We start from the raw sequence: 22,150 nt of genomic DNA on the forward strand, positions 1-22,150 counted from the left end.
GAAGGAGACTTATATGGATCAAGTTAATTTTTTTAAATGCTTATCAGATGAAACACGTCTCAATATAGTGACATTAATTGTTGAAAATAAAGAACTATGTGTATGTGATTTGACTGAAAAACTACAACTCAGTCAACCTAAAATTTCAAGACATTTAGCCCTTTTACGTGCTTCAGGGCTACTTCAAGATCGCAGACAAGGCCAATGGGTTTACTACAGTATCAATCCAAAATTGGCCAACTGGTGTTATGAAATTTTAGATATTTTGAAGACGGTTCAATCTCAATCAAAGCTGGATGATCAACACCCCCTTTCTGTAAATAGTTATTGTGAGTAATTCAATGAAATTTTTATTTTTATGTACTGGAAATAGCTGCCGTAGCATTTTGTCTGAAGTTTTGTTTAATAGCCGAGCACCAGAAGGTTGGAAAGCCTATAGCGCTGGGAGTAAGCCTTCAGGTCAAGTTCACCCGCTAACTTTAGAAACCCTTGAAAACTTAAGATTATCTACCGAAGGTTTATGGAGTAAAACGATTAATGATTGTGAACAATATCAACCTGATGTTGTGATCACAGTATGTGATTCTGCTGCTCAAGAAGCATGTCCACTTTATTTGGGTGGAGCAATCAAGGCACATTGGGGCTTGGCTGATCCTTCACACTTAGACGTGAATAAAGAAGAAAAAATGAAAGCCTTTATGAGCACTGTTGAACATATCAATCGTCGCTTAGATGCTTTATTTAAACTTAATGTAGATAAACTATCTCGCTCAGAATTGATTGCAGCAATTAATCAAATTTCGAACGTTGAGTAAGTGAAATGTCTGAAAAACGCTTATCTTTTTTAGATCGCAACCTGACGCTATGGATTTTTATTGCCATGGCCTTAGGCATTGCCATCGGAAACTTCTTTCCTCAGGCTTCTGTCGCACTCGATAAATTAAGCATTGATTCAGTGAATATTCCAATCGCGATTGGTCTTATTCTAATGATGTATCCACCACTGGCAAAAGTGAACTATGCGACTTTGCCACAAGTGTTTAAGGATAAGAAAACCCTTACTTTATCCTTAGTACAAAACTGGCTGATCGCGCCAGTACTCATGTTTGCCCTGGCAATCATATTTTTACATAGTTATCCAGAATATATGACCGGTGTCATCCTGATCGGTCTTGCTCGATGTATTGCCATGGTTCTGGTGTGGAATGGCTTGGCGTGTGGTGATAATCAATATGTTGCAGCATTAGTTGCCTTTAACAGCATCTTCCAGATTCTATTTTTCAGTACCTATGCCTGGTTATTCCTGACCTTCCTTCCACCCTATTTTGGTGTCGCTTCGCAGGTCATTAATGTCGATTTCTGGACCATCACCCATGCTGTTCTGGTTTATCTTGGTATTCCGTTCTTATTAGGTTTCTTAACGCGATGGATTTTGGTGAAACAGAAAGGCGTGGAATGGTATGAAACCAAGTTCATTCCGAAAATCAGTCCGCTGAGTTTAATGGCTTTGCTGTTCACCATTCTGGCCATGTTTAGCCTAAAAGGCGGTGATGTCGTGAGTCTTCCGCTTGAAGTTTTACGCATCGCGATTCCTTTAACCATTTACTTCGTTTTAATGTTCTTCATCAGTTTCTTTATGAGTAAATGGATGGGCAATGACTATCCTAAGACCACAGCAATTGCATTTACCGCAGCGGGGAATAATTTTGAATTATCACTTGCAGTAGCGATTGCAACTTTTGGTATCGCGTCCCCTGTTGCTTTTACCACGATTATTGGCCCACTGGTCGAAGTTCCTGTGTTGATTGCCTTGGTGAGTGTTTCACTCTGGCTGAGAAAGAAAGTTTTTAAAGAGGCCTAACTCTATGAATCTCCCAAATGTAGATCTAAATCTTCTTGAGCAACCCACCTTTGAAAAAGTTCAAGCCAAAGAACTTGCTCATCCTCCGCGAATTTTGCTGCTGTATGGCTCTAATCGAGAACGTTCTTACAGTCGCCTTGCAGTTCTTGAAGCCGGTCGAATCCTTGAGCATTTTGGGGCGGAAATAAAAATCTTTCATCCTAAAGGGCTTCCTTTACCAGAAGATGCGGATACTGAGCATCCAAAAGTAAAAGAGTTGCATGAGCTTTTAGCATGGTCAGAAGGCATGGTCTGGTGTTCACCTGAACGCCATGGTTCTATGAGTTCCATCTTTAAATCTCAAATCGACTGGATTCCACTGGCAGGAGGGGCAATCCGTGCAACCCAAGGTAAAACTCTTGCCTTGATGCAAGTCAGTGGCGGATCACAGTCCTTTAACAGCCTGAACCAGATGCGTATTTTGGGGCGGTGGATGCGGATGATCACCATTCCAAATCAGTCTTCAGTTCCAAAAGCTTTTTTGGAGTTTGAAGAAGATGGACGAATGAAACCTTCGGCTTTCTATGACCGGATTGTGGATGTGATGGAAGAGTTATTTAAGTTCACCCTACTGACTCGTGGACAAAGCAAATACCTGACAGATCGTTATTCAGAACGTAAGGAATCAGCTGAAGAATTATCTAAACGTGTCAATCAGCGCAGTTTGTAAGCTGCCAGGTGATCTTAAATGCAAAAGAGACATTCTAAATTAATCATTCTTGGCTCAGGTCCTGCGGGTTACAGCGCTGCGGTATATGCAGCACGGGCTAATCTTAAACCCACTTTAGTTGCAGGCTTACAACTCGGTGGTCAATTAACCACGACCACTGAAGTCGATAACTGGCCGGGTGATCCAGAAGGTTTAACAGGCCCCGCACTCATGGAACGTATGCAAGCGCATGCGGAACGTTTTGGCACCGAAATCGTCTATGACCATATCAGTAAAGTGGATTTAAGCGTTCGTCCATTCGTGCTGAAAGGCGATATGGAAGAACTCACCTGTGATGCCCTGATTATTGCCACAGGTGCAACGGCACAATACTTAGGTCTTGAGTCTGAAGCCAAATTCATGGGGCAAGGTGTAAGTGCCTGTGCAACTTGTGACGGTTTCTTCTATAAGAACCAGAAGGTGATGGTTGTAGGCGGTGGTAACACTGCGGTTGAAGAGGCGCTTTACCTGTCTAATATTGCAGCTCACGTGACTTTAGTACATCGCCGAGATTCATTGCGTTCTGAAAAAATTCTACAAGACCATCTTTTTGCAAAACAGAAAGAAGGCAAAATTAGCATTCTTTGGAACAATCAAGTGGATGAAGTGTTAGGCGATAACACCGGAGTAACTGGAGTGCGTTTAAAATCCACTGTAGATGGATCAAAGCAAGATATTGAGGTACAGGGTTTATTCGTGGCAATTGGTCACAAACCAAATACTGAGATGTTTTCAGCGCAACTTGAGTTACGTGATGGCTATATTCAGATCCAAAGCGGAACAGCGGGGAATGCCACTGCTACTTCAGTGCAAGGTGTATTCGCTGCCGGTGATGTGGCTGATTCAGTTTATCGCCAAGCGATTACTTCAGCAGGCTCCGGTTGTATGGCTGCATTAGATGCTGAAAAATATCTTGATAGTTTAAGTTGATTTTGATGTTGTCATAAAAATATAGTGAATATTGTAAAAGCCCAGTCTTCAGGATTGGGTTTTTATATTAAAGAAAAAATAAAAGGGGACAAGGCTTTGAATCAGAAACAGACGGAAACTGATGTCATCATTATCGGTGGTGGACAGGCAGCTTTATCTACAGCTTATTTTTTAAAGCGAAAAAAAATACCATTTATTATTTTAGATGATCAAAATCAAGCAGGTGGAGCCTGGTTACATGCTTGGAATTCTTTGCGTCTGTTTTCACCGAATAGCTGGAGTTCCTTACCAGGTTGGGTTATGCCGAATACAGAACAAACGTATCCGACCAAGAAAGAAGTTATTGAATACTTGCAGCAATATGAGCAGCGTTACCACTTTCCGATTATTCGTCCTGTATATGTTGATCACGTCAAAAGCGAAGGAGAAGTATTGAGTGTGCATGCAGGTGAACAGACATGGAGAGCCAAGGCTGTAATCAGTGCAACGGGCACCTGGAGTCATCCTTATATCCCATCTTACCCTGGCCAAGAAAATTTCAAAGGTCTGCAATTACACTCCGCCCATTATCAAAATGCAGAACTTTTTAAAGATAAGCACGTCATGATAGTCGGTGGTGGAAATTCTGGAGCACAAATTTTGGCTGAAGTTTCCCAAGTGGCAGACACTCTTTGGATCACGCCAACACCTCCTCAATTTTTAGCAGATGATGTTGATGGCCGTGTACTGTTTTTACGTGCGACAGAGCGTTTAAAGGCACAATTAGAAGGCCGTACAATAGATCAGCCTGTTGGCGGTCTGGGTGATATTGTCATGATTGATTCAGTCAAAGATGCACGTGCACGAGGCGTTTTACATAGTGAGCGCCCATTTTCGGTTTTTACGGAAAATGGCGTGATTTGGGAAGATGGATCTTTTCAACAGGTTGATGCAGTGATTTGGTGTACTGGATTTAAAGCGACTTTAGACCATTTAAAGCCACTTGGAATAGTAGAGGAAAATAATACGATACTGGTTGAAGGAAGCAGATCAGTCAAACAATCTAACCTATGGTTAGTAGGATATGGTGAATGGACCGGACCTGGTTCAGCGACACTGGTGGGTGTTTCAAGGGCAGCGAGAGCCACAGTGGATGAAATCGTTGCTTATCTACACGAAGTTGATACTAAAAATTCTTTAGAAAAATAAGCTATCTACTCCCTTAGATGATTTTAAAGCCAATTCTTTTACTTTCATGCTTCAGCTATATCAGGTGAGTTAAAGTAATTCCATTTTCATAATTTTAGTCGCCCTACCTAATTATAAATACCAAGCCTTGAATAGATAAAAAATCTATTCAAGGCTTTAGTGTCATCTCAATAAAAGTACAGGTTTTATTGAGCTTGACAACAATTTGGTCGTCGTACTCCCAATAAAAAACTGGCGTATCTTTGAGTGACCATATGCACCAACCACCATCATATCAATAGCGTTTTTCTCTTGGTAATCTAATATTGATTTATCGACATCACCTTCAAGTACGATATCAATTACATTAAAACCATTATTTGCAAGCAGCTCTTTTGCCCAAGTAACTTGAGATGTCATATCACTATTTGGCTTACCAACATATACCACATGAGCTGTCAGGGTTTTTAATAAAGGACTATTTGCAATTTTGTCTACACAAATACGTGCAGTAGGACTTCCATCAAAAGCAATTAAAAAAGACTTAGGTGGACTAAAGGGTGCAGATGTTATTAATACGGGTTTATGAAGGGCACGAACAACATTTTCAATATGGGTTCCAACTTTACTGGAATCATGCTCGGTTTCAGTTCCATGCTTCCCCATAATAAGAACTCGAATGTCTTCTTCCATTCCCATAATTGTTTCTAAAAGACTGCCGTGACGTTGAAAACTTTGAGCATCAATAGAGAACTTCTCCAATAGATAATTCTTTGCTTCCCGAAGAAGAATTTGGCCATGCTCTAGCTCAATCTTCCCCTTACGCTCTTCAAGTTCAACCAACTCATTTAGCAATGTTTCTCGACTTCCCAAGCCGATTGCACCGCTTAAATCTTGTGGTGCTTTCGCTTTTGGCTTATCAATAACATGTAATAACTTAAGCGGTGAACTAAGTTTATCGCTAAACCAAGCTGCATAATCACAAACGGTATTTGTTGCTAATGATCCATCAATACATGCAATAATTTTTGACATAATTCATCCCTCTTAGTGGCTATTTAAGCGATCTAAAGCATCTGGCTTATCATGGATACCAAACTTATCGACTAAGGTTTTGCTGGCTTCATTCATTCCAATAAGTTCGACTTCTGTTCCTTCACGTCTAAACTTAATGACCACTTTATCTACGGCAGCGACCGCAGACACATCCCAGAAGTGAGCCTGGCTAACATCAATCACAACTTTTGAAAGTGCTTCTTTGAAATCAAATGCAGAAGTAAATTTATCTGCTGAGCTGAAGAACACTTGACCTGTTACCGTATAAATACGGGTATTTTCAGGTTCATTAAATTCGGACTGAATTGCCATGTAGCGTTCAATTTTATTGGCAAAAAATAATGCAGAAAGAAGTACACCGACTAATACGCCATAAGCCAAGTTATGTGTTGCAACGACCACGACGACTGTAACGATCATCACGATATTGCTAGAAACTGGATATTGGCGAATATTTCGTAATGAATCCCAGTTAAATGTTCCGATTGCTACCATGATCATGACCGCAACCAGTGCAGCCATTGGAATGACTTTGAGCCAGTCACTGATAAACACCACCATAATTAACAGGAAGACCCCAGCACTAAATGATGATAAACGGGTACGTCCACCAGATTTCACATTAATAATGGATTGACCAATCATGGCACAGCCTGCCATTCCGCCTAAAAAGCCAGATGCGACATTGGCAACACCTTGTCCTTTACACTCACGGTTTTTATCACTATTGGTATCGGTTAAATCATCCACAATTGTTGCGGTCATCATAGATTCAAGCAAACCGACGGCTGCTAATCCCAGTGAATAAGGCAAAATAATAGCTAAAGTTTCAAGATTTAAAGGAATATCAGGAAGTAAGAAAATTGGTAGCGTATCTGGTAATTGCCCCATATCGCCTACGGTTCTTACATCTAAACCAATGAACAAGGCAAAGAGCGTAAGGAGGACAATACAAATGAGAGGAGAGGGTAAAAGCTTCCCTATCACTGGGATATAAGGGAATAGATAAATAATAGCTAAACCTCCAACTGTCATCGCATAGACATGCCATGTCACATTGGTGAGTTCAGGCAATTGAGCCATAAAAATTAGAATAGCTAAGGCATTCACAAAGCCAATCACGACTGACTTTGATACAAACCGCATCAGAGCACCTAATTTTAGATAACCTGCTAGGATTTGAATAAATCCTGTCAAAATTGTGGCTGCTAATAAGTATTGCAGACCATGGTCTTTAACCAGTGTGACCATTAATAAAGCCATTGCACCAGTTGCAGCAGAAATCATACCAGGGCGACCACCTACGAAAGCAATCACAACTGCAATACAGAATGAAGCATATAGCCCGACTTTAGGATCGACACCTGCAATGATGGAGAAGGCAATTGCTTCAGGAATTAGAGCCAAAGCAACAACAATACCCGCAAGAACATCCCCGCGAATATTGGAGAACCATTGTTCTCGAATAGTGGATAACATGAAAATAGCCTATTTTTTTAAATTTTAGGAAAGGCTAGTGATGTGATATATGACACACAAGCTACTACACCACATCACTAGACAGTGATGAGTTATTTACTGAATTAAGAGGTAAATAAACTTATGGTGGCGTAAGTGTCATATTAAGAAAGATATCTATTTTGGAGGATTTCGGGGGCAATGATAGCAGCTAGGTCCTTTTATATCCACCCTAGCCGCAATTTGAAAGAAAATATAGGACACTTCTGCAAATAAAAATTTGAGTCAATGATGTTCCCTTGAAGAAATGGATTTGAACAACCATCAAAAATAGCAGTTAAAGACAGCTACTTTTATTTTGTACATGCTTATTTTATTGGGATTGCGCTTAAGTGATATAAATTTTACAAAGGGTAGATAAAAATTGATACTTTTTCTTAGATCAACACTTTAGTGTAACTTTAGAGCATACTTTAAAGTTACACAAAACATCTATATGAAGACTAAAGTCCAAATTAGTGTTTATGTTGGTTCAATGTATTACATTTCGTATTTTCTATTTGTAACGTAATTTCAGTAATATTATGATTATGTTTTAGAACTTCTAAGGCCTTTTGATAGAGTTGATCTGTATTGCTATTCGGAGCAACCAAATGAGCAGTTAAATGAATATTTCTTGAGGATATAGCCCAGACTTTCAACTGATGAATCCCTTCAACGCCCTCTAGCTTCAATAAATCATTTCTTAACGACTCAATATCAATCTCATCAGGAACTCCTTCAAGCAGAATATGAATACTTTGTTTTAATAAAATCCAAGTTCGAGGTAAGACCCAGAAGCCAATTAACACAGCGATTACGGTATCAACCCACATCCACTGGGTAAAATAAATAACTATTCCTCCGATAATCACGCCTATCGATCCTAGAGCATCACTAAGAACTTCTAAATATGCACCTTTTATATTTAGACTTCCTTCAGCACTAGCAGAAAGGATTTTCATTGAAATCAAATTTATGACCAAACCACCAACCGCGACAATCATCATTCCAACACTTTGAATTTCAGCAGGATTCGTAAAACGTTGATAAGCTTCATATACAATATATATTGCTACCACAAAAAGCATCACCGCATTAAACAGAGCCGCTAAAATTTCAAATCGCTGATAGCCAAAAGTTCTTTTATCATCTGCGGCTTTTTTACCAATTTTGATAGCGGCAAGAGCAATAGCTAAAGCGGCTACATCAGTAAACATATGAGCTGCATCAGATAACAAAGCCAAACTTTGGGTAATAAAAGCAGCGACAACTTCTACTATTAAAAAAGTAGTCGTTAAACCTAAGGCAACCATTAACTTCTTACTATTTTCTTCAGTAACAACCGCATGGCTATGATCATGATGTTCTGACATAAAATATTTTCCTTATTCTATTTATGATGAGCAGAGATATTGGATAACAGCCAATATCTCTGCTGTAAATCGACTAATCTATTGGATTAAGAAACTTTTTTTTCATTTATCCAACGATAAAGCACGGGTAACAGCACCAAAGTTAGTAATGTTGAAGAGATAATCCCGCCAATCACTACGGTTGCCAGTGGCCGTTGAACCTCAGCCCCTGTTCCGGTTGCCAGCGCCATTGGTACAAAACCCAGTGAAGCCACACAAGCTGTCATCAACACTGGTCTTAAGCGCAAAATAGCCCCTTGCCACACGGCTTTATGCACTGGATATTTGTCCCTTAATTCCTTAATAAAGGTCAGCATTACCAGTCCATTGAGGACTGCAACACCAGATAAGGCAATAAAGCCAATTCCAGCTGACATCGATAATGGAATATCCCTTAGCCAAAGGAACAGCACACCACCGGTCAAGGCAAAGGGTATCCCGGTAAAGACCAATAGACTTTCTTTGACATTGTGAAAGACCGCCATCAGTAAAATAAAGATAGTGATTAAAGCCAGTGGAATCACGATTTGCATCCGTGCTTTGGCTGAAGCCAAATTTTCAAACTGACCGCCATATTCTATCCAATAACCACTTGGCAAAGTGTATGCTTTGAGCTGTGTCTGTACATCAGAAACAAAAGACCCTAAATCACGCCCTTCAACATTCGTTGTAACCACAACTCGGCGTTTACCATTTTCTCGACTGACTTGGTTGATTCCTTCAATGGTCGAGACTTGCGCGACATCCGACAATAAAATACTGCCACCATTTGGAAGCTGAATAGGTAACTGGGAAACAGATGCGACACTACGGTCTTGCTCTCCAAGACGGATAACAAAATCAAAACGACGATCGCCTTCTAAAATCTCTCCCACGCTTTGTCCACCAATACTGGTTGCCACAAGGTCTTGAATTGAACGCACACTCAAACCATATTGTGCAGCCAAAGTTTTATTTACCTCGACATTCAGTAATGGCAAACCTGAGGTCTGCTCAACTTTCACGGCACTGCTACCCGATATTTGCTGAATGATTTTGGAGATTTTAGTCGCCTCAGTATTGAGGACATTCATATCATCACCGAAGATTTTCACACCAACATCACTACGCACACCTGAGATCAATTCATTAAATCGGAGTTCAATCGGTTGTGAAAATTCACTATTATTGCCTGGAATCGTGGCTAAATACGTCACCATACGGCCACGTAATTCATCTAAACTTTCTTTAGGATTTGGCCATTCTGAACGAGGCTTTAACATGATATAGCCATCTGAAATATTGGGTGGCATGACATCTGTTGCAATCTCGGCTGTACCCGTTCTGGCAAATACTGCCTTAATTTCAGGGAAACTCTTTAAAAGAAGTTTTTCAGTATTCTCCTGAATACGTAAAGACTCTTCTAAGCCTGTACTTGGTGAACGTAACTGTTGTATCGCAAAGTCTCCTTCACTGAGCTGTGGTGCAAATTCACTGCCGAGTTTGGTACTGATAAATCCCGTAATCACTAATAAACACAGTGCAAAAGTCAGCACAACTGCTTTGTATTGATACGAAATATCAAGAGTTTGCTGATATTTAGCTTTTAGCCATAACATCCAACGACTTTCTTTTTCTTGAATATCGCCTTTGACCCACAATGCCACAGCAGCAGGCACAAAGGTGATCGATAAAATAATGGCTGCAACAAGGGCGAGTACCACTGTCAATGCCATCGGATGGAACATTTTTGCTTCCACACCACTTAAAGCAAAAATCGGCAAATACACCACCAAAATAATAAGCTGACCAAAAATAAGAGGACGACGTGCTTGGCGGGCAGCCAGAAAAACTTCCTTAAAGCGTTCACTTTGTGTGAGAGGTCGTTTTAACAGTTGCTGTGTATGGGCTAAACGCCGGATACAGTTTTCGACAATCACCACAGCACCATCGACAATGATGCCGAAATCGAGTGCACCTAAACTCATCAGATTGGCACTGATATTTTTCTGTGCCATCCCGGTTAAGGTAAACAGCATAGAGAGTGGAATGACACAGGCAGTAATCAAGGCAGCACGGATATTCCCTAAAAACAGGAACAGAATGATGATGACCAGGATTGCTCCCTCTACCAAGTTTTTCTGAACGGTTTTAATCGCCTTCTCAACCAAGGTAGTACGGTCGTACACCGGTTCAATCACTACCCCTTTAGGCAAACTATTCTGAATATCTTGAAGCTTGGCATCCACAGCTTTAGAAACAGTCCGGCTATTTCCACCCATCGCCATCATGGCAACCCCTAAAACGGTTTCTTTGCCGTTATAGGTTGCCCCACCGGTTCTTAAATCATGCCCAATAGAGACTTGCGCAATATCACCAACCCGAATTGGGCTGCCATTTGGGCTACCCAGCATGGTGTTCTCAATATCAGAAAGCCCATTGAATGCACCCGGTACACGTACCGTCAGTTGCTGACCATTGTCTTCAATATAACCTGCACCTCGGTTCTCATTATTTTGCGCTAAAGCCTGTTGCAGTTGTTCTAATGAGATATTCAGTTGCTGCATCCGGTTTAAATCGGGAGAGACCACATAGGTTTTTTCAAAACCACCAATACTGTTGACCTCTGCAACTCCCTTAACACGTTGCAGTTGAGGACGCACAATCCAGTCCTGAATCTCACGCAAATCCATCGGCGTGTATGCAGTTCCATCCGGCTTTTTCGCATTCGGATCTGCCTTCAGTACCCATTGATAAATCTCACCGAGACCCGTAGAAACGGGGGACATCGTCGGTGCGATTTGTGCAGGCAACTCAGATTGCGCCTCCTGTATCCGTTGGTTAATCTGCTGACGGGCCCAATAAATATCAGTCCCATCTTTAAAGACAATGGTGACTTGAGAGAGTCCATAACGGGATATGGAACGGGTAAGCTCCAGATCCGGAATGCCAGCCATGGCATTTTCAATGGGATAGGTAATCCGCTGTTCGACTTCAAGCGCAGTAAAACCCTTGGCTTGAGTATTAATCTGGACTTGGGTATTGGTAATATCGGGTACAGCATCAATCGGGAGTTTCTGATAGCTATACACCCCGACCGCAATCCAGGTACAGACAAAGAGCAACACCCAAATCGCATTTTGTATGGAAAACTGAATGATTCGTTCGAATAAACCTTCTGGTTTTGGCAGATCAGAATTAATGTCCATGGCCTGCCTCGTCTTTTTCTAATTCAGATTTCAACAAGAAACTGCCTTGAGCGATATACTTCTGCCCTTCAGTCAGCCCAGAAATCACTTCAAGCCATTGTCCATCACTTGAAGCCTGCCCCAATTGCACTTTCTGTGCTTTTAAGTGGACTTGACCTTTTTGTTCTGAATCTACGATGAAAATACTGTCTTCACCTTCAATACTTTGCAGCGCAGACTTTTGAATCCGAAGGGCTGATTTTGCTGTAGCTTCCGGAATCAACACTCTCACTAACACATTAGAACGCAACTCAGTAGCTTGCGCATCGAGTTTTGCGCGCACCACCAGACGCCCTGTTTGTACATCTGCCTGAGAGGTTAAGCTTTGTACAGTAGCTTTATAGCTTTGATCTGAATCATTCACTTTAAAGTCAATTTTTTGCCCGGCTTGCAGTTGACCTGAGAATTGATTCGGCAAATTAAACTCAAGCCATAAATCTTTCAGCTGTTCAATGACAAAGAGCTGATTAGCCAGTTGCACATTTTCACCGACCACAATATCTTTTTGACTGATCACCCCAGAGATCGGTGCTTTAATCAGAAAACGCCCATTGTTATTGCCACTTGCACCTAATGCATTTAAACGTGCTTGTGAGGACTGGACAGTAATCTGCGCTTGACGGTAGGCATTTTCGGCACGCTGGTAATCCTGTTTGGCAGAAACCCCCTGTGACCAGAGTTGCTGTTCGCGCTGGTAATCTTTACGGGCCAAATCCAGATTCACCTGTGCCATACGCAGATTTGCCTGTTGGTCGATCAGTTCAGGCACGGTTAGTACAGCCAGCGTTTGTCCTTTTTGCACGCTCTGTCCTAAAGCCACATTGATCTGCTCGACATAACCACTAAAATTAGGCGATATATGCGCTTGTTGATCGGTATTCACCACCAATTTACCTGGCAGGGTTGTCAGCTTTTCAACCAATCCTGTGGATGCAACAGCAACTTTTAAACCTTGTTCAACCATTTGTTGGCTGGTCAGTTGTATTTCGCCTTCTTCAGCATGTCCTTCTTCAGAACTATCTTCATCAGAATATTCGGCATTTCCCTCATCATAACCATGCCCCTCAGATTCAGTTTTTTTTGAACTTAACCAAATAGCCAGACTGACCAAGACCGTAATCAGAATCAAAACTACAATCATGAGAGACTGGGATATTTTTCCGTTTTGCTTGGCGTTCATTTTATCGTGCTCCCCCATTGATTAAATTTTGCGATGCTTCGACTGCCTTTTTATTCAGTTGTGTATAGGCATCCGAACGGCTAATTTCTTCATAACTTGTGCCAATACTGAGTGCCTCAGCTGCTAGGGCAGTTTGCCAAGCTTGACGTAGAGTTTGTAATTGACCCAATCGAAGATTCTGCAGTTGGGTGGTTGCTTGCTGAACGTCGGTAATGGACAGTTTCCCTGCCTGAAACCCTAGTAAAGTACGGCTCTGAACTTTGGTCGCCAAAGTAACTTGTGCTGTTGTGGCATCGAACTGGCTACGTAAACCTTTGAGCTGATGCATGCTGTTGGCAATATCGAGTATTTGTTGCTTCAGCTCACGCTGCTGCTGTTGGTTCAGCAATATTTGCTGTTGCTGGACCATCGGGATCGCATATTGCTGGCGATTGAAAATATTCAGTGGAATAGCCACGCCGATTGCTAAAGTCGTATCGTTGCTTTCATTAGGGGTTTTGCTACGTTTCATGCCTACATTTAAAGTCGGATTGGGACGTGCCTGAATTCTTAAATTTTCAATTTGATGATCCGATTGCTGAATGTTCAAGGCATAGAATTTTTCTAGCCACCCTTCAGCAATATACCGTTGCACAGTTTGGAGACTTTGCTCTGGCCAAGGGATAGCGGTTTTATTCAATTGAAGATGTGAAGATGTTTCTCCCCCCCACAAATTAGACAGCTGACGACCGGCAGCTTGTTTATTCAGCATCGCTTGCTGATAAAGTCGTTGGATTTCTAGCGCTTCAATTTGGGTACGCTCAAAATCAACCAGGGCAATACTGCCTGCCTGATAGCGTTTCTGGGCACTGTCCAGATTGGCTTTACTTGTTTTTAACTGTACTGAATAAGCAGACTGCTCAACCTCAGCAAGTGCAAATTGCGACCATGCAAATTTAACAATCAGTTGGCTTTGTGCCTTCCATAATTGCTGTTGCAATTGGATTTGTTGATTCGAGGTATTGGCAATCACCCGGTTCAGCTTACGCTGACCAAATAGATCTAGAGGTTGACTAACGCCAACATTGAATTCCTGTTCTTGACCTGAGCCAAAGCCAGACTGTTCTAAACTTATACTTGGATTCTGCCATAACCGACTTTGCTGAATATTCAATTCAGATATTTGCTGAACTTGTTGCCACAGCTTGTCTTGAGTCTGGTAACTTTGTACTTTTGCTAAAGCGGATTCAAAGCTGGTAACGTTTTCAGCATAGCTATATTGCATAGCCGCTGCACATATACAAGCAACCAAGCTATGACGCAAGAGTATAATTGATTGTGAAGACATGATTTTTCCCACTTATTTAAATAATAAAAGTGGTGGGAATGTTTTAGGCTACCCCACCATGAGCGGGGAAAATTTGGGAGGTGGGCTTTGTTGAAACAGGTCAGGAGCCTGATAGCTGTTTTTCCAATGAAATTGTGGATTCACTTTAACTTCAGAGCTTGGATGAAACACATCTACTTTTTCATTTTGTACAATCAAATGCGTCATCGATGGTAGATGATCTTGATGATCTTCACCGATTTCTAAATCGCTACTGAATGTTTTTATGTTTTCTGACTGTCCATTATGATCGTGTTGACGACTATCGCTGGCACACAAGGTATTTTGGTGATGACCAAAATGATAACTCTGCTGTGATTGAGGCTGTTGTTCATGGACACAAAAGGCCGCCGCCACATTCCAAAAGCTTTGGAACATGAACAATCCAACCAAGACTGTAATCCATGTAGTAGAACGCATCATCATAACAATCGAAAAATTTGTACCAAGTATAAGGCTTAGAGCCACTCCAAGGTCAAGCTTAATAAATTAAATTAAACATTCAATGAACACTGAATAGCCGGCACTTTTGCAAATTTACCTTGTCTCTATAAGCTCACATCAATTTCAGGTAAGAATAACAATAGATAGTGAACCGTACCGGGTTTGTCGGAGACTTTTTATTTAAGTTAGGCCACCTGACCTAACGGGTTAATCTTATCATTGTACATTGCTTCAAACTCAAAAGGCGATACATTGTCAACGGCATTCTAAAATTGACCCCTTTTACCTTACAAATGGCAAAGTAAAATTGCCCCCTGAAATCAGAGAAAGAGCGGTTCAATTACTAATTGAATCTGAAAAAGATTATCCTTCTACTTGGGCAGCAATCACAGCTATTGATCCTAAAATCGGTTGTACTCCTGAAACATTGCGTGTTTGGTATCAAAAATATTTAGATCAACAAAATCCTGTCAAAGTACAACAGATATCTGATCAAGAAAAAATGAAGGGTAATCCCCCCTAAAATACTAGCTCTTTAAAAGAGGCAGTATTATGCTTTTACAACATGGTGTTTAACTTGAGAAACTGAATTTAAAACAATCTACTGTAACTCTTCCAGACAGATATGAAATTAATCCACCCCTAGCCCTTTAAACACCGCATCTACCGGATCTGCATAGAAGCTGGTCTGGAACTTGGTAAACAGTTCCACAGGAATCGTTGGGATATCTGCCGCACTACTCATTGGCAAAGCAACCTTCTTGGCACCCGCATCAAAAGCAACTTGCAGACATTCGGCAATACTTTCCACCGGTGTCACAGAACCACCCAAGCTCATATCACCCAGTACCACCATCTGACTTTGAACCGATCGTCCTAAGAGGCCAGAAGCGAAAGCCACTAAACTTGGCAGAGCAAGATGGCTGAGCGGGCCGGTATTCTGTAACTCCACCACATGTAAGTGGAAGTCATGTTCCAGTACCTTACTGCCCCCCGAGATCCGAGAGGCGTTGGCCTTGAAGTAATCAAAAGCAATCTTGACCTGTTCTTTGGCACTGCTTGAATTCCATAAGCCAGATGTCGCCAACTTTCCTGAACCTTTAGTGACTTGAAGTTCTAAGCGGTATAAGCCTGGCATGCCCTTATTACTAAGGCCAATGGTATATAAGAAACCTGGCTTGGCTGGACCTTCGGGAATAAGTCCAACTCCACCCTGCTCTTTGACTGAAACAAAATGTTCTTCTAAGGTATCATTATCGATATAGCTGAAATGCACATCATAGAATTCCATGCCACCAATTTTTTTCAGCTGCTCTTTGACCCGACGGCGTACCTGCAGCGCATATTCCAGACATTGGCGTACATCTTCTTTATTAAACTGACCGTGTGGGTAAAGCAGCTTCATCAATCCAGAAACCGTCTTGCGAACGGCAATCACATCGCGCTGATTAAGGTTATTTCCGAGTTTGAAGTACTTCTCAATGGAATCTGCAAAGCTACGCTTGCGCATTTCCCGGAAGAATTCAGCCAGATAATCAACGATTAGACCATAACGGTTGGTGAAGAACTCCGGGCGCATCTTGGGAATTTCCCAGCCGGGGATGTAAGCATGAAAACGATCGAAGAATGCCGAATCAATCATGGCTTCCGGGAAAGGTGCCAATAGATGGCTGGTTTTGACCAGGGATTCCACGCTTTGGTTGATATTACCCACAAAAACCATCGAAGCTGAGGCTTCCATCTGTTCACGACCACGGGCAAAAGATCCTGAGGCCATGTAGTCTTTCATGATCTGTACGCCATCTTTGTCCTTAAAGGAAATACCGGCGACTTCATCAAAAGCTACCACATCCCATAAGCCAACCAGACCAATACGGCGGCTACTCATGTTATAGAACAGGTTGGCGACAGTCGTTTGCCCACCGGAGACTAAAATACTATTTGGTGAACACTCTTTGTAAATATGGCTTTTCCCGGTACCGCGTGGTCCCAGTTCACAGACGTTATAGTTATTTTCAACGAACGGAACCATACGCGCTAATAGGTGCCATTGCACGTCCTCTTTTAACGAAGCCGGTTCCATGCCGATGGAACGGATTAAACTCTCGCGCCACTGATCCGTGCTTAATGCTGCTCGTCCGTTGAACAGCTCCTCCATATTCATATTCGGCATTTGAATCGGCTTGAGTAAACTCACCCCAAATGGAGAACTAGTCTGTCCTTCTTCAAAATAATAACTGAGCGTAGCAATGACCCAGATACCACCAACAAGTAATTTTTCATACTCTTTGACGATGCCTGCCGAGATTTCGGCATCTTTGATGCCCAGATTACTAAATGATGCTTCGTATTTGTCTTTACGCTCATTCAGCTTTACAGTCACCCGATCAATGACCTTATAACTGCCACGCTCACGAACCAGGGATTTCACCTTCTCAGCTTCATCAGGTCGTACATAGTTCTCTGCCAGCACGGTCTTTACGTTACGTAGTCCCTGCTCTATGATCTCTGGATCATCCGAGGCACAGTACATCCCTAGCAGGTATTCGAGTACATAGACCGGGACATTGGCCCCTTCTTTGATCAGTTTAGTCAGATCCTTACGTACCACCCGCCCAGCAAAGTGTTCATTCAGCAGCTGATCCAGTTCTTTATCGTTAGCAGATTCCATGTAGGCTACGCTCTTTCGTTAATTCGTTATCAGAAGAAGTCATCGGTAAATGCCAGATCAATGGTGACCTTATAGCGCTGCATCTCGATATTCAGGTCTTTGTCCTTCAGTACCAGGAAGTAATCTTTCTTACGGTCAAAATCAGTGCCAGACAATGACAATCTGACCTGTTTGACCCGATCGGCAACAGAGTCGGTACTGCTATCAAAAGTCAAAGTTTCTTCACTGGAAACTTTAAGATCCCCATCATAAATGGCAATGGATAAAGTCACTGGCATGACCAGCTCACTGACAGCTTCGGTTTGCATCAAATCAAACTTCTGGATGTTATTGACCATCTTCAGCGTGGATTTGGTAGAAATGACCTCAACTTTACGCTTGGTCCGCTGTCCAGCCTTTTCACCACGTAGCTGTTTTACCGTCAGTACCGGCACTACGATTTCCTGAGGCATGATGCCGCCATGCACGAAACGTGAGCCTCCTACGAAATGGAAACGGTTCGCCCCTTTTGGAATCCAGAAATCAGTCGCAGATAATGTGCCTGCCGTAGCTTGGGTTGAGCCTTTCCAGGCTTCCTTGCTCTCTGGTAAACCATGCCCAATCACATAGCGTTTTTTGCTCTTCAATGTATTGGCAGGTTTTTCAGTCAAGCTTGAACGATCCGCAGATTCCAGTTTATGCTGGAACAAGAAGCCATGGTCGGCTGTAATCAACAGGGTAGAAATATTAAAGTGCATTAAAATTTTGCGGCTAAGTTCGGTCAGTTCTTCAATGGCATGTTCCACCGCCATAAAGGTTTCTGATTCTGTCGAGGCGCTGTCACCGCGTGCATCAATCACGTTGTGATAAACGTAAATCAGCTCATGGTCTTTAAGTGCTTCACGGCCTTCATCACGCGACCAGCCTTTTACCGTTTCAGCGGTAACCGCCAATCCATTATAGGCAGCCAGAATTTTGGATCGTGCTGCAGTCCCTTTGCTGGACTGCCCATCTACTAAAACATCATCCCCTGCGGCCTCTTTGTACTCCAAAGTCTGATGCGGCAACAACGAGGCCATGCCAAGTGTGGTGTAACTTGGGACAACGCCCAGCTGTGAAGACAAGGTCGCTTCGGAATAACGCTTTTCATTAATACGATCACGCAGCTCTACCGCAGCTTCATAGCGAAAAGCATCACTGATAATTACCACAATACGGCGTTTCGTTGCAGAACTGAGTAAGGGTCTGACGTGAATATCGTAGAAGTTCTGCTGGTTTGGGATATCTGCCACTTTCCAGACATTCAAGCGTTGCTCAGCTTCAATTCGCTCTCCCCAGTTTCGTGCCAAGTGGTCAATAAACCAGTAGGAATAGCAATTTTCGACTTCTTCATCGAGTTTTTTCAGGATATCGACATGAGCGCGTTGAGAAGCAGCACTGTAGTGGCGGTAGGCCATATCAAAGCGATACAACTCCTGCTCGTAGGCTTTATACAAGGCTTCGCTAGAGTCGAAATAGAAACCGGCATCAAACTGCAGTCGCAGGCTGAACAGGTCAATGGCTGCCTGCAACGCGGTATAGACGGTACGGTATTTACGGCGGGTTGCATCGTCCTTATGTTTGGACGCCCAATAGCCATCCAGACGGGTAGAAATAATCGTTCTGAAATGTTCCAGTTCAGCTTTGGTTGCTGCAGGGATCTGGCTGGCCAGATCGACAATGATCTTTTGTTCAATCACTTCAAAAGTCATGACATCGAGCAGCTGCTCCAGATCAAAGGCCCCGACCTTCTCCTGGATCCGCAGTGCATTGGCCACGCTCTGGGAAAGCTTATCAAAGGTTGGGTAGTATTTGGAGCTGTCTCTCCAGCGTGACAAGAAGGCTCTAGCCGTCGCACGGGAGCTGACAGATGACATCACCAGTTCTTGAGCCCATAGCGGTATATCGCCCAGGCTTTCACAGAAACCTGTGCTCATCAAACGGATAAAGAACGTACCGAGCTTGAATGGTGCTTCCCCATTCAATTCTTCAACCGATGCTGGATAACCAATTTCCGCCTGTAATGCGGTGACCAAAGCCGGCACCAGTTGGAATTTTTCCAGTTCAGCAAAGGATTCCGGATTTACTTCCAACCCCAGATTCTGCTGTACCATTTCATCTGCCAGTGCCAGAACGATATGCATCAGCTCGGCACTGTCGGCCTTGACCACAGCTGCAATCATCGCCATATCCAGATCCTGTGCATCTGCATCAGGCTGGATATAGCGTTTCAATGTACTCAGACGGGCTTTGGCTTTAAGGAATTCTTCACGTTTGGCCAGATGTTCTCTTAGACTCTGCTGCTGTAAACCCAGCTCATTGAAAATAATCGAGAAACGATCGGCATAGAAGCTGCGTGAATACAGCTTGATGTCCAGTAACCAGTCTTTTTCAGTTTCAGGCTCAGCACTGGGGAAATACAGCAAGTATTTGCCCTGCTGATCTTGCAGTTCCAGTTTGAGCTTGATCGCCAAACTCGACTCTTCTGCCATATTCAGAATCTGGACATCTTTCAGTTTTAACGCCTGTATTTCATCACTGAAAGATTGTTCCGCATCGTACCAGAAGACAATCCGGTGATTTTCAGTGTAGAAAGCCTGTTCCAGACCCTTCTGTAGCTGATCCAGATTCATGCAGTCACCTCTTTTTCTGCCACTACAACAGGAAATGGGATGCTATCAACATGAAGTAGCTTTTCTTTAAAATCTTGATCACCTAACGTGATTTCCCAGCGCTCCTCCATGAACTTTAATAGAGTTAAACCTCTCTCTTTAATTTCTTTAGGTGTCCAATCTTGTTTTGTATTTACTTCATTTTCAGATACTGATCCATTGTAATAGCCGACCCCATCATCATCGTTTTTCTTTAACGGGAAAGCCACATTTTGCAATGATGAATTTTTAGCACGGGATAAAGGAAGTAGATTTCCTAAGGAATGAATTAAATATCGTCGTTTTTGCTCATCTAAGTGAGCATAATGCTTCAACCAATATGGGTCATCTGGCGTTTGTGGGAAAATATGTTCTAGGGTTACAGAATCTTTTTGGCTAGATTTAACTACATCCCAAGATAATTTATTTGTTGATTGTTTACCTTTCTCTCTAAGCCATTGTTCATGTTCGTAGAGAAAATAACGAACACCATCCCAATGATAGAATCCATCTCGATCAAGCTCATATTTTTCATCAATATAGGCTAAAAATTTCTGTGGATCATAATAGTGGCTGATTAATTTTTTAATCGTTTCTATTACCGATTCAATTGTTATGGAACTTGTCAACAAATCTCTCGACATAGCAAAAAGTTCGGTATCACCTGTATTTGAACGACGCTGACTTAAATTAAATAAAGTAAAGTTATATCTCTCTGCTACTTGCAACAACTCGACAATTCTCACCGGATCTTGTTTCGAAACAAATGCAGAAAGAATTAGAGGTTTAAAAGAACGGAAACTTAAACGTTCCAATCGATCTAACCAGTTTCGTTGCAAATCGGTCAGATTATCAGATTGATCAAAGGAAGGATTATGAATGTAAAACCAATAAATAATTGATTGTTGTAGACTTTTTACATACTCAGAAATCTCTTCGATTTTTAAAGCATCATCTGCAGTTTTAGGATGTGTGATGTTCCGCGCATTAAATTTCTCATTGAGCAAGAAATTAATGTAATCATCGCCTTTTCTTCGTGTGTACTTAAAATACATTGTCCAATGGTTACGAAGAAAAAGATTATCACTTAATGGAGCATCTGAATTTTTTCCTAAATATTCATACATGGTTTTCCAAGCATCGTTGATATTGGATCTCAGCTTGTCTTTACCCGTATTGTCTTTAAAAAGTGTTGATAAATAAATCAGTCTATTCTTTAGTAGCTCTAGACTAGAAAGAGGCCTACCACGATTGTTCATCGTTTCAAAGGTGACAAATACATCTATCTCGTCATTAATCACATAAAGATTGAACTTAAATTTTTGAGTTAATTTTTTATATAGTGCAGTTTTATCTTCTAGTGATAAGACAGCTAACCGTTCTTTAAAAAACTCTTTTGCATTTTTCAAATTACGAGTGTAAAGGGTTTCTTGTTGCTGATAGGTGTGTGAATACATCCCAAAAATTTTAGTTCTCAAGAATTCATCACTTGGATTATCTTTTTCGTAGCCAAAAATGTAACTTTCGCGGATATTGTCATCCGCTTTTAATAAAATAAATTTTTGTTTAATTTTATCAACTGATTGTGAGGCGATTAACTCGCCATCTGGAATTGATTCAATAATTGCCTGAATCAGTACCATTGATGTAGTCAAACGTTGTTGTCCATCCACCACATAAAACGGCTTATAATCCAAATCTTTTATAAGCCATTGATCATTTGTCCATTTAGACCAGATTTTCTCAGGTACAGGTTCAAGTGTAATAACACCTGTATAATGTATTCTTTCAGGATCAAGCTGTAGTAAATCTTCCCAATAATCTTCCAATTGGGTCGTAGTCCAAGCATAGCCCCGTTGATAGTCAGGAATTCGTAAAATTCGTTCTTTAAAAATACTATTTAGACTTTGTAATTCCAT

At 41.8% G+C, this 22,150-nt stretch carries 16 protein-coding genes and 1 pseudogene; 7 read left to right on the forward strand and 10 right to left on the reverse strand.

The features are described from left to right. Positions 1-13 precede the first annotated feature (13 nt). The 6 genes from AC4CU3_RS18360 to AC4CU3_RS18385 all read left to right on the forward strand — a co-directional run bounded on the left by AC4CU3_RS18360 (position 14) and on the right by AC4CU3_RS18385 (position 4,727). A complete protein-coding gene (locus AC4CU3_RS18360) occupies positions 14-337 on the forward strand; it encodes a metalloregulator ArsR/SmtB family transcription factor (protein WP_004644742.1) in 324 nt (107 codons plus the stop codon). Between the two features lie 4 nt (positions 338-341). After that, complete coding sequence (locus AC4CU3_RS18365) at positions 342-815, forward strand: arsenate reductase ArsC (RefSeq protein ID WP_005220137.1); 474 nt, start codon at positions 342-344, stop codon at positions 813-815. Between the two features lie 5 nt (positions 816-820). Further along, positions 821-1,861: an ACR3 family arsenite efflux transporter gene (gene arsB / locus AC4CU3_RS18370; RefSeq protein WP_004644740.1), complete on the forward strand. Its 1,041-nt coding sequence runs from the start codon at positions 821-823 to the stop codon at positions 1,859-1,861. Positions 1,862-1,865: 4 nt separating this feature from the next. Continuing rightward, positions 1,866-2,570, forward strand: coding sequence for an arsenical resistance protein ArsH (arsH, locus tag AC4CU3_RS18375; RefSeq protein WP_004644739.1), 705 nt, complete (start codon positions 1,866-1,868; stop codon positions 2,568-2,570). Positions 2,571-2,588: 18 nt separating this feature from the next. After that, positions 2,589-3,539, forward strand: a complete 951-nt coding sequence (trxB, locus tag AC4CU3_RS18380; protein ID WP_004726777.1) for a thioredoxin-disulfide reductase — start codon at positions 2,589-2,591, stop codon at positions 3,537-3,539. Between the two features lie 96 nt (positions 3,540-3,635). Beyond that, on the forward strand, positions 3,636-4,727 hold the full coding sequence (locus AC4CU3_RS18385) for an ArsO family NAD(P)H-dependent flavin-containing monooxygenase (RefSeq protein WP_425265714.1): 1,092 nt from the start codon (positions 3,636-3,638) through the stop codon (positions 4,725-4,727). Between the two features lie 162 nt (positions 4,728-4,889). Here the strand turns inward: AC4CU3_RS18385 and AC4CU3_RS18390 are convergent, their stop codons facing one another. The 7 genes from AC4CU3_RS18390 to AC4CU3_RS18420 form a co-directional block, all read right to left on the reverse strand. Then, complete coding sequence (locus AC4CU3_RS18390; protein ID WP_004726781.1) at positions 4,890-5,741, reverse strand: universal stress protein; 852 nt, start codon at positions 5,739-5,741, stop codon at positions 4,890-4,892. A 12-nt stretch (positions 5,742-5,753) separates the two neighbouring features. Next, positions 5,754-7,241, reverse strand: coding sequence for a SulP family inorganic anion transporter (locus AC4CU3_RS18395; protein ID WP_004726783.1), 1,488 nt, complete (start codon positions 7,239-7,241; stop codon positions 5,754-5,756). A 494-nt stretch (positions 7,242-7,735) separates the two neighbouring features. Next, the gene (locus AC4CU3_RS18400) at positions 7,736-8,635 is read right to left on the reverse strand and encodes a cation diffusion facilitator family transporter (protein WP_005401815.1); all 900 of its coding nucleotides are present in this window, start codon (positions 8,633-8,635) and stop codon (positions 7,736-7,738) included. A gap of 86 nt (positions 8,636-8,721) precedes the next feature. Further along, entirely contained in the window at positions 8,722-11,862 is a 3,141-nt protein-coding gene (locus tag AC4CU3_RS18405) for an efflux RND transporter permease subunit (protein ID WP_005401816.1), read from the reverse strand. After that, positions 11,852-13,081, reverse strand: coding sequence for an efflux RND transporter periplasmic adaptor subunit (locus AC4CU3_RS18410; RefSeq protein ID WP_005401817.1), 1,230 nt, complete (start codon positions 13,079-13,081; stop codon positions 11,852-11,854). The genes AC4CU3_RS18405 and AC4CU3_RS18410 overlap by 11 nt, the downstream gene beginning before the upstream one ends. 1 nt (position 13,082) lies before the next feature. After that, positions 13,083-14,408, reverse strand: a complete 1,326-nt coding sequence (locus AC4CU3_RS18415) for a TolC family protein (RefSeq protein ID WP_039890888.1) — start codon at positions 14,406-14,408, stop codon at positions 13,083-13,085. A gap of 48 nt (positions 14,409-14,456) precedes the next feature. Next, a complete protein-coding gene (locus AC4CU3_RS18420; RefSeq protein ID WP_227591950.1) occupies positions 14,457-14,873 on the reverse strand; it encodes a cation efflux protein, CzcI-like in 417 nt (138 codons plus the stop codon). A 289-nt stretch (positions 14,874-15,162) separates the two neighbouring features. On the opposite strand from AC4CU3_RS18420, the pseudogene AC4CU3_RS18425 reads away from it, so the two are divergent. Then, positions 15,163-15,399 (forward strand): annotated as a pseudogene (locus AC4CU3_RS18425) (hypothetical protein); the annotation flags it as partial. Between the two features lie 123 nt (positions 15,400-15,522). On the opposite strand, the gene brxL reads toward AC4CU3_RS18425, so the two are convergent. From brxL to AC4CU3_RS18440, 3 genes are read right to left on the reverse strand one after another with little or no spacing between them, the layout of a single operon-like run. Then, the gene (gene brxL / locus AC4CU3_RS18430) at positions 15,523-17,562 is read right to left on the reverse strand and encodes a protease Lon-related BREX system protein BrxL (RefSeq protein ID WP_005401821.1); all 2,040 of its coding nucleotides are present in this window, start codon (positions 17,560-17,562) and stop codon (positions 15,523-15,525) included. Positions 17,563-17,591: 29 nt separating this feature from the next. Next, positions 17,592-20,213, reverse strand: coding sequence for a BREX-1 system phosphatase PglZ type A (gene pglZ, locus AC4CU3_RS18435; RefSeq protein ID WP_005401822.1), 2,622 nt, complete (start codon positions 20,211-20,213; stop codon positions 17,592-17,594). Then, complete coding sequence (locus AC4CU3_RS18440; protein ID WP_490738482.1) at positions 20,210-22,150, reverse strand: DUF262 domain-containing protein; 1,941 nt, start codon at positions 22,148-22,150, stop codon at positions 20,210-20,212. The genes pglZ and AC4CU3_RS18440 overlap by 4 nt, the downstream gene beginning before the upstream one ends.

It is taken from the genome of Acinetobacter sp. 802_lipA (assembly GCF_058242885.1).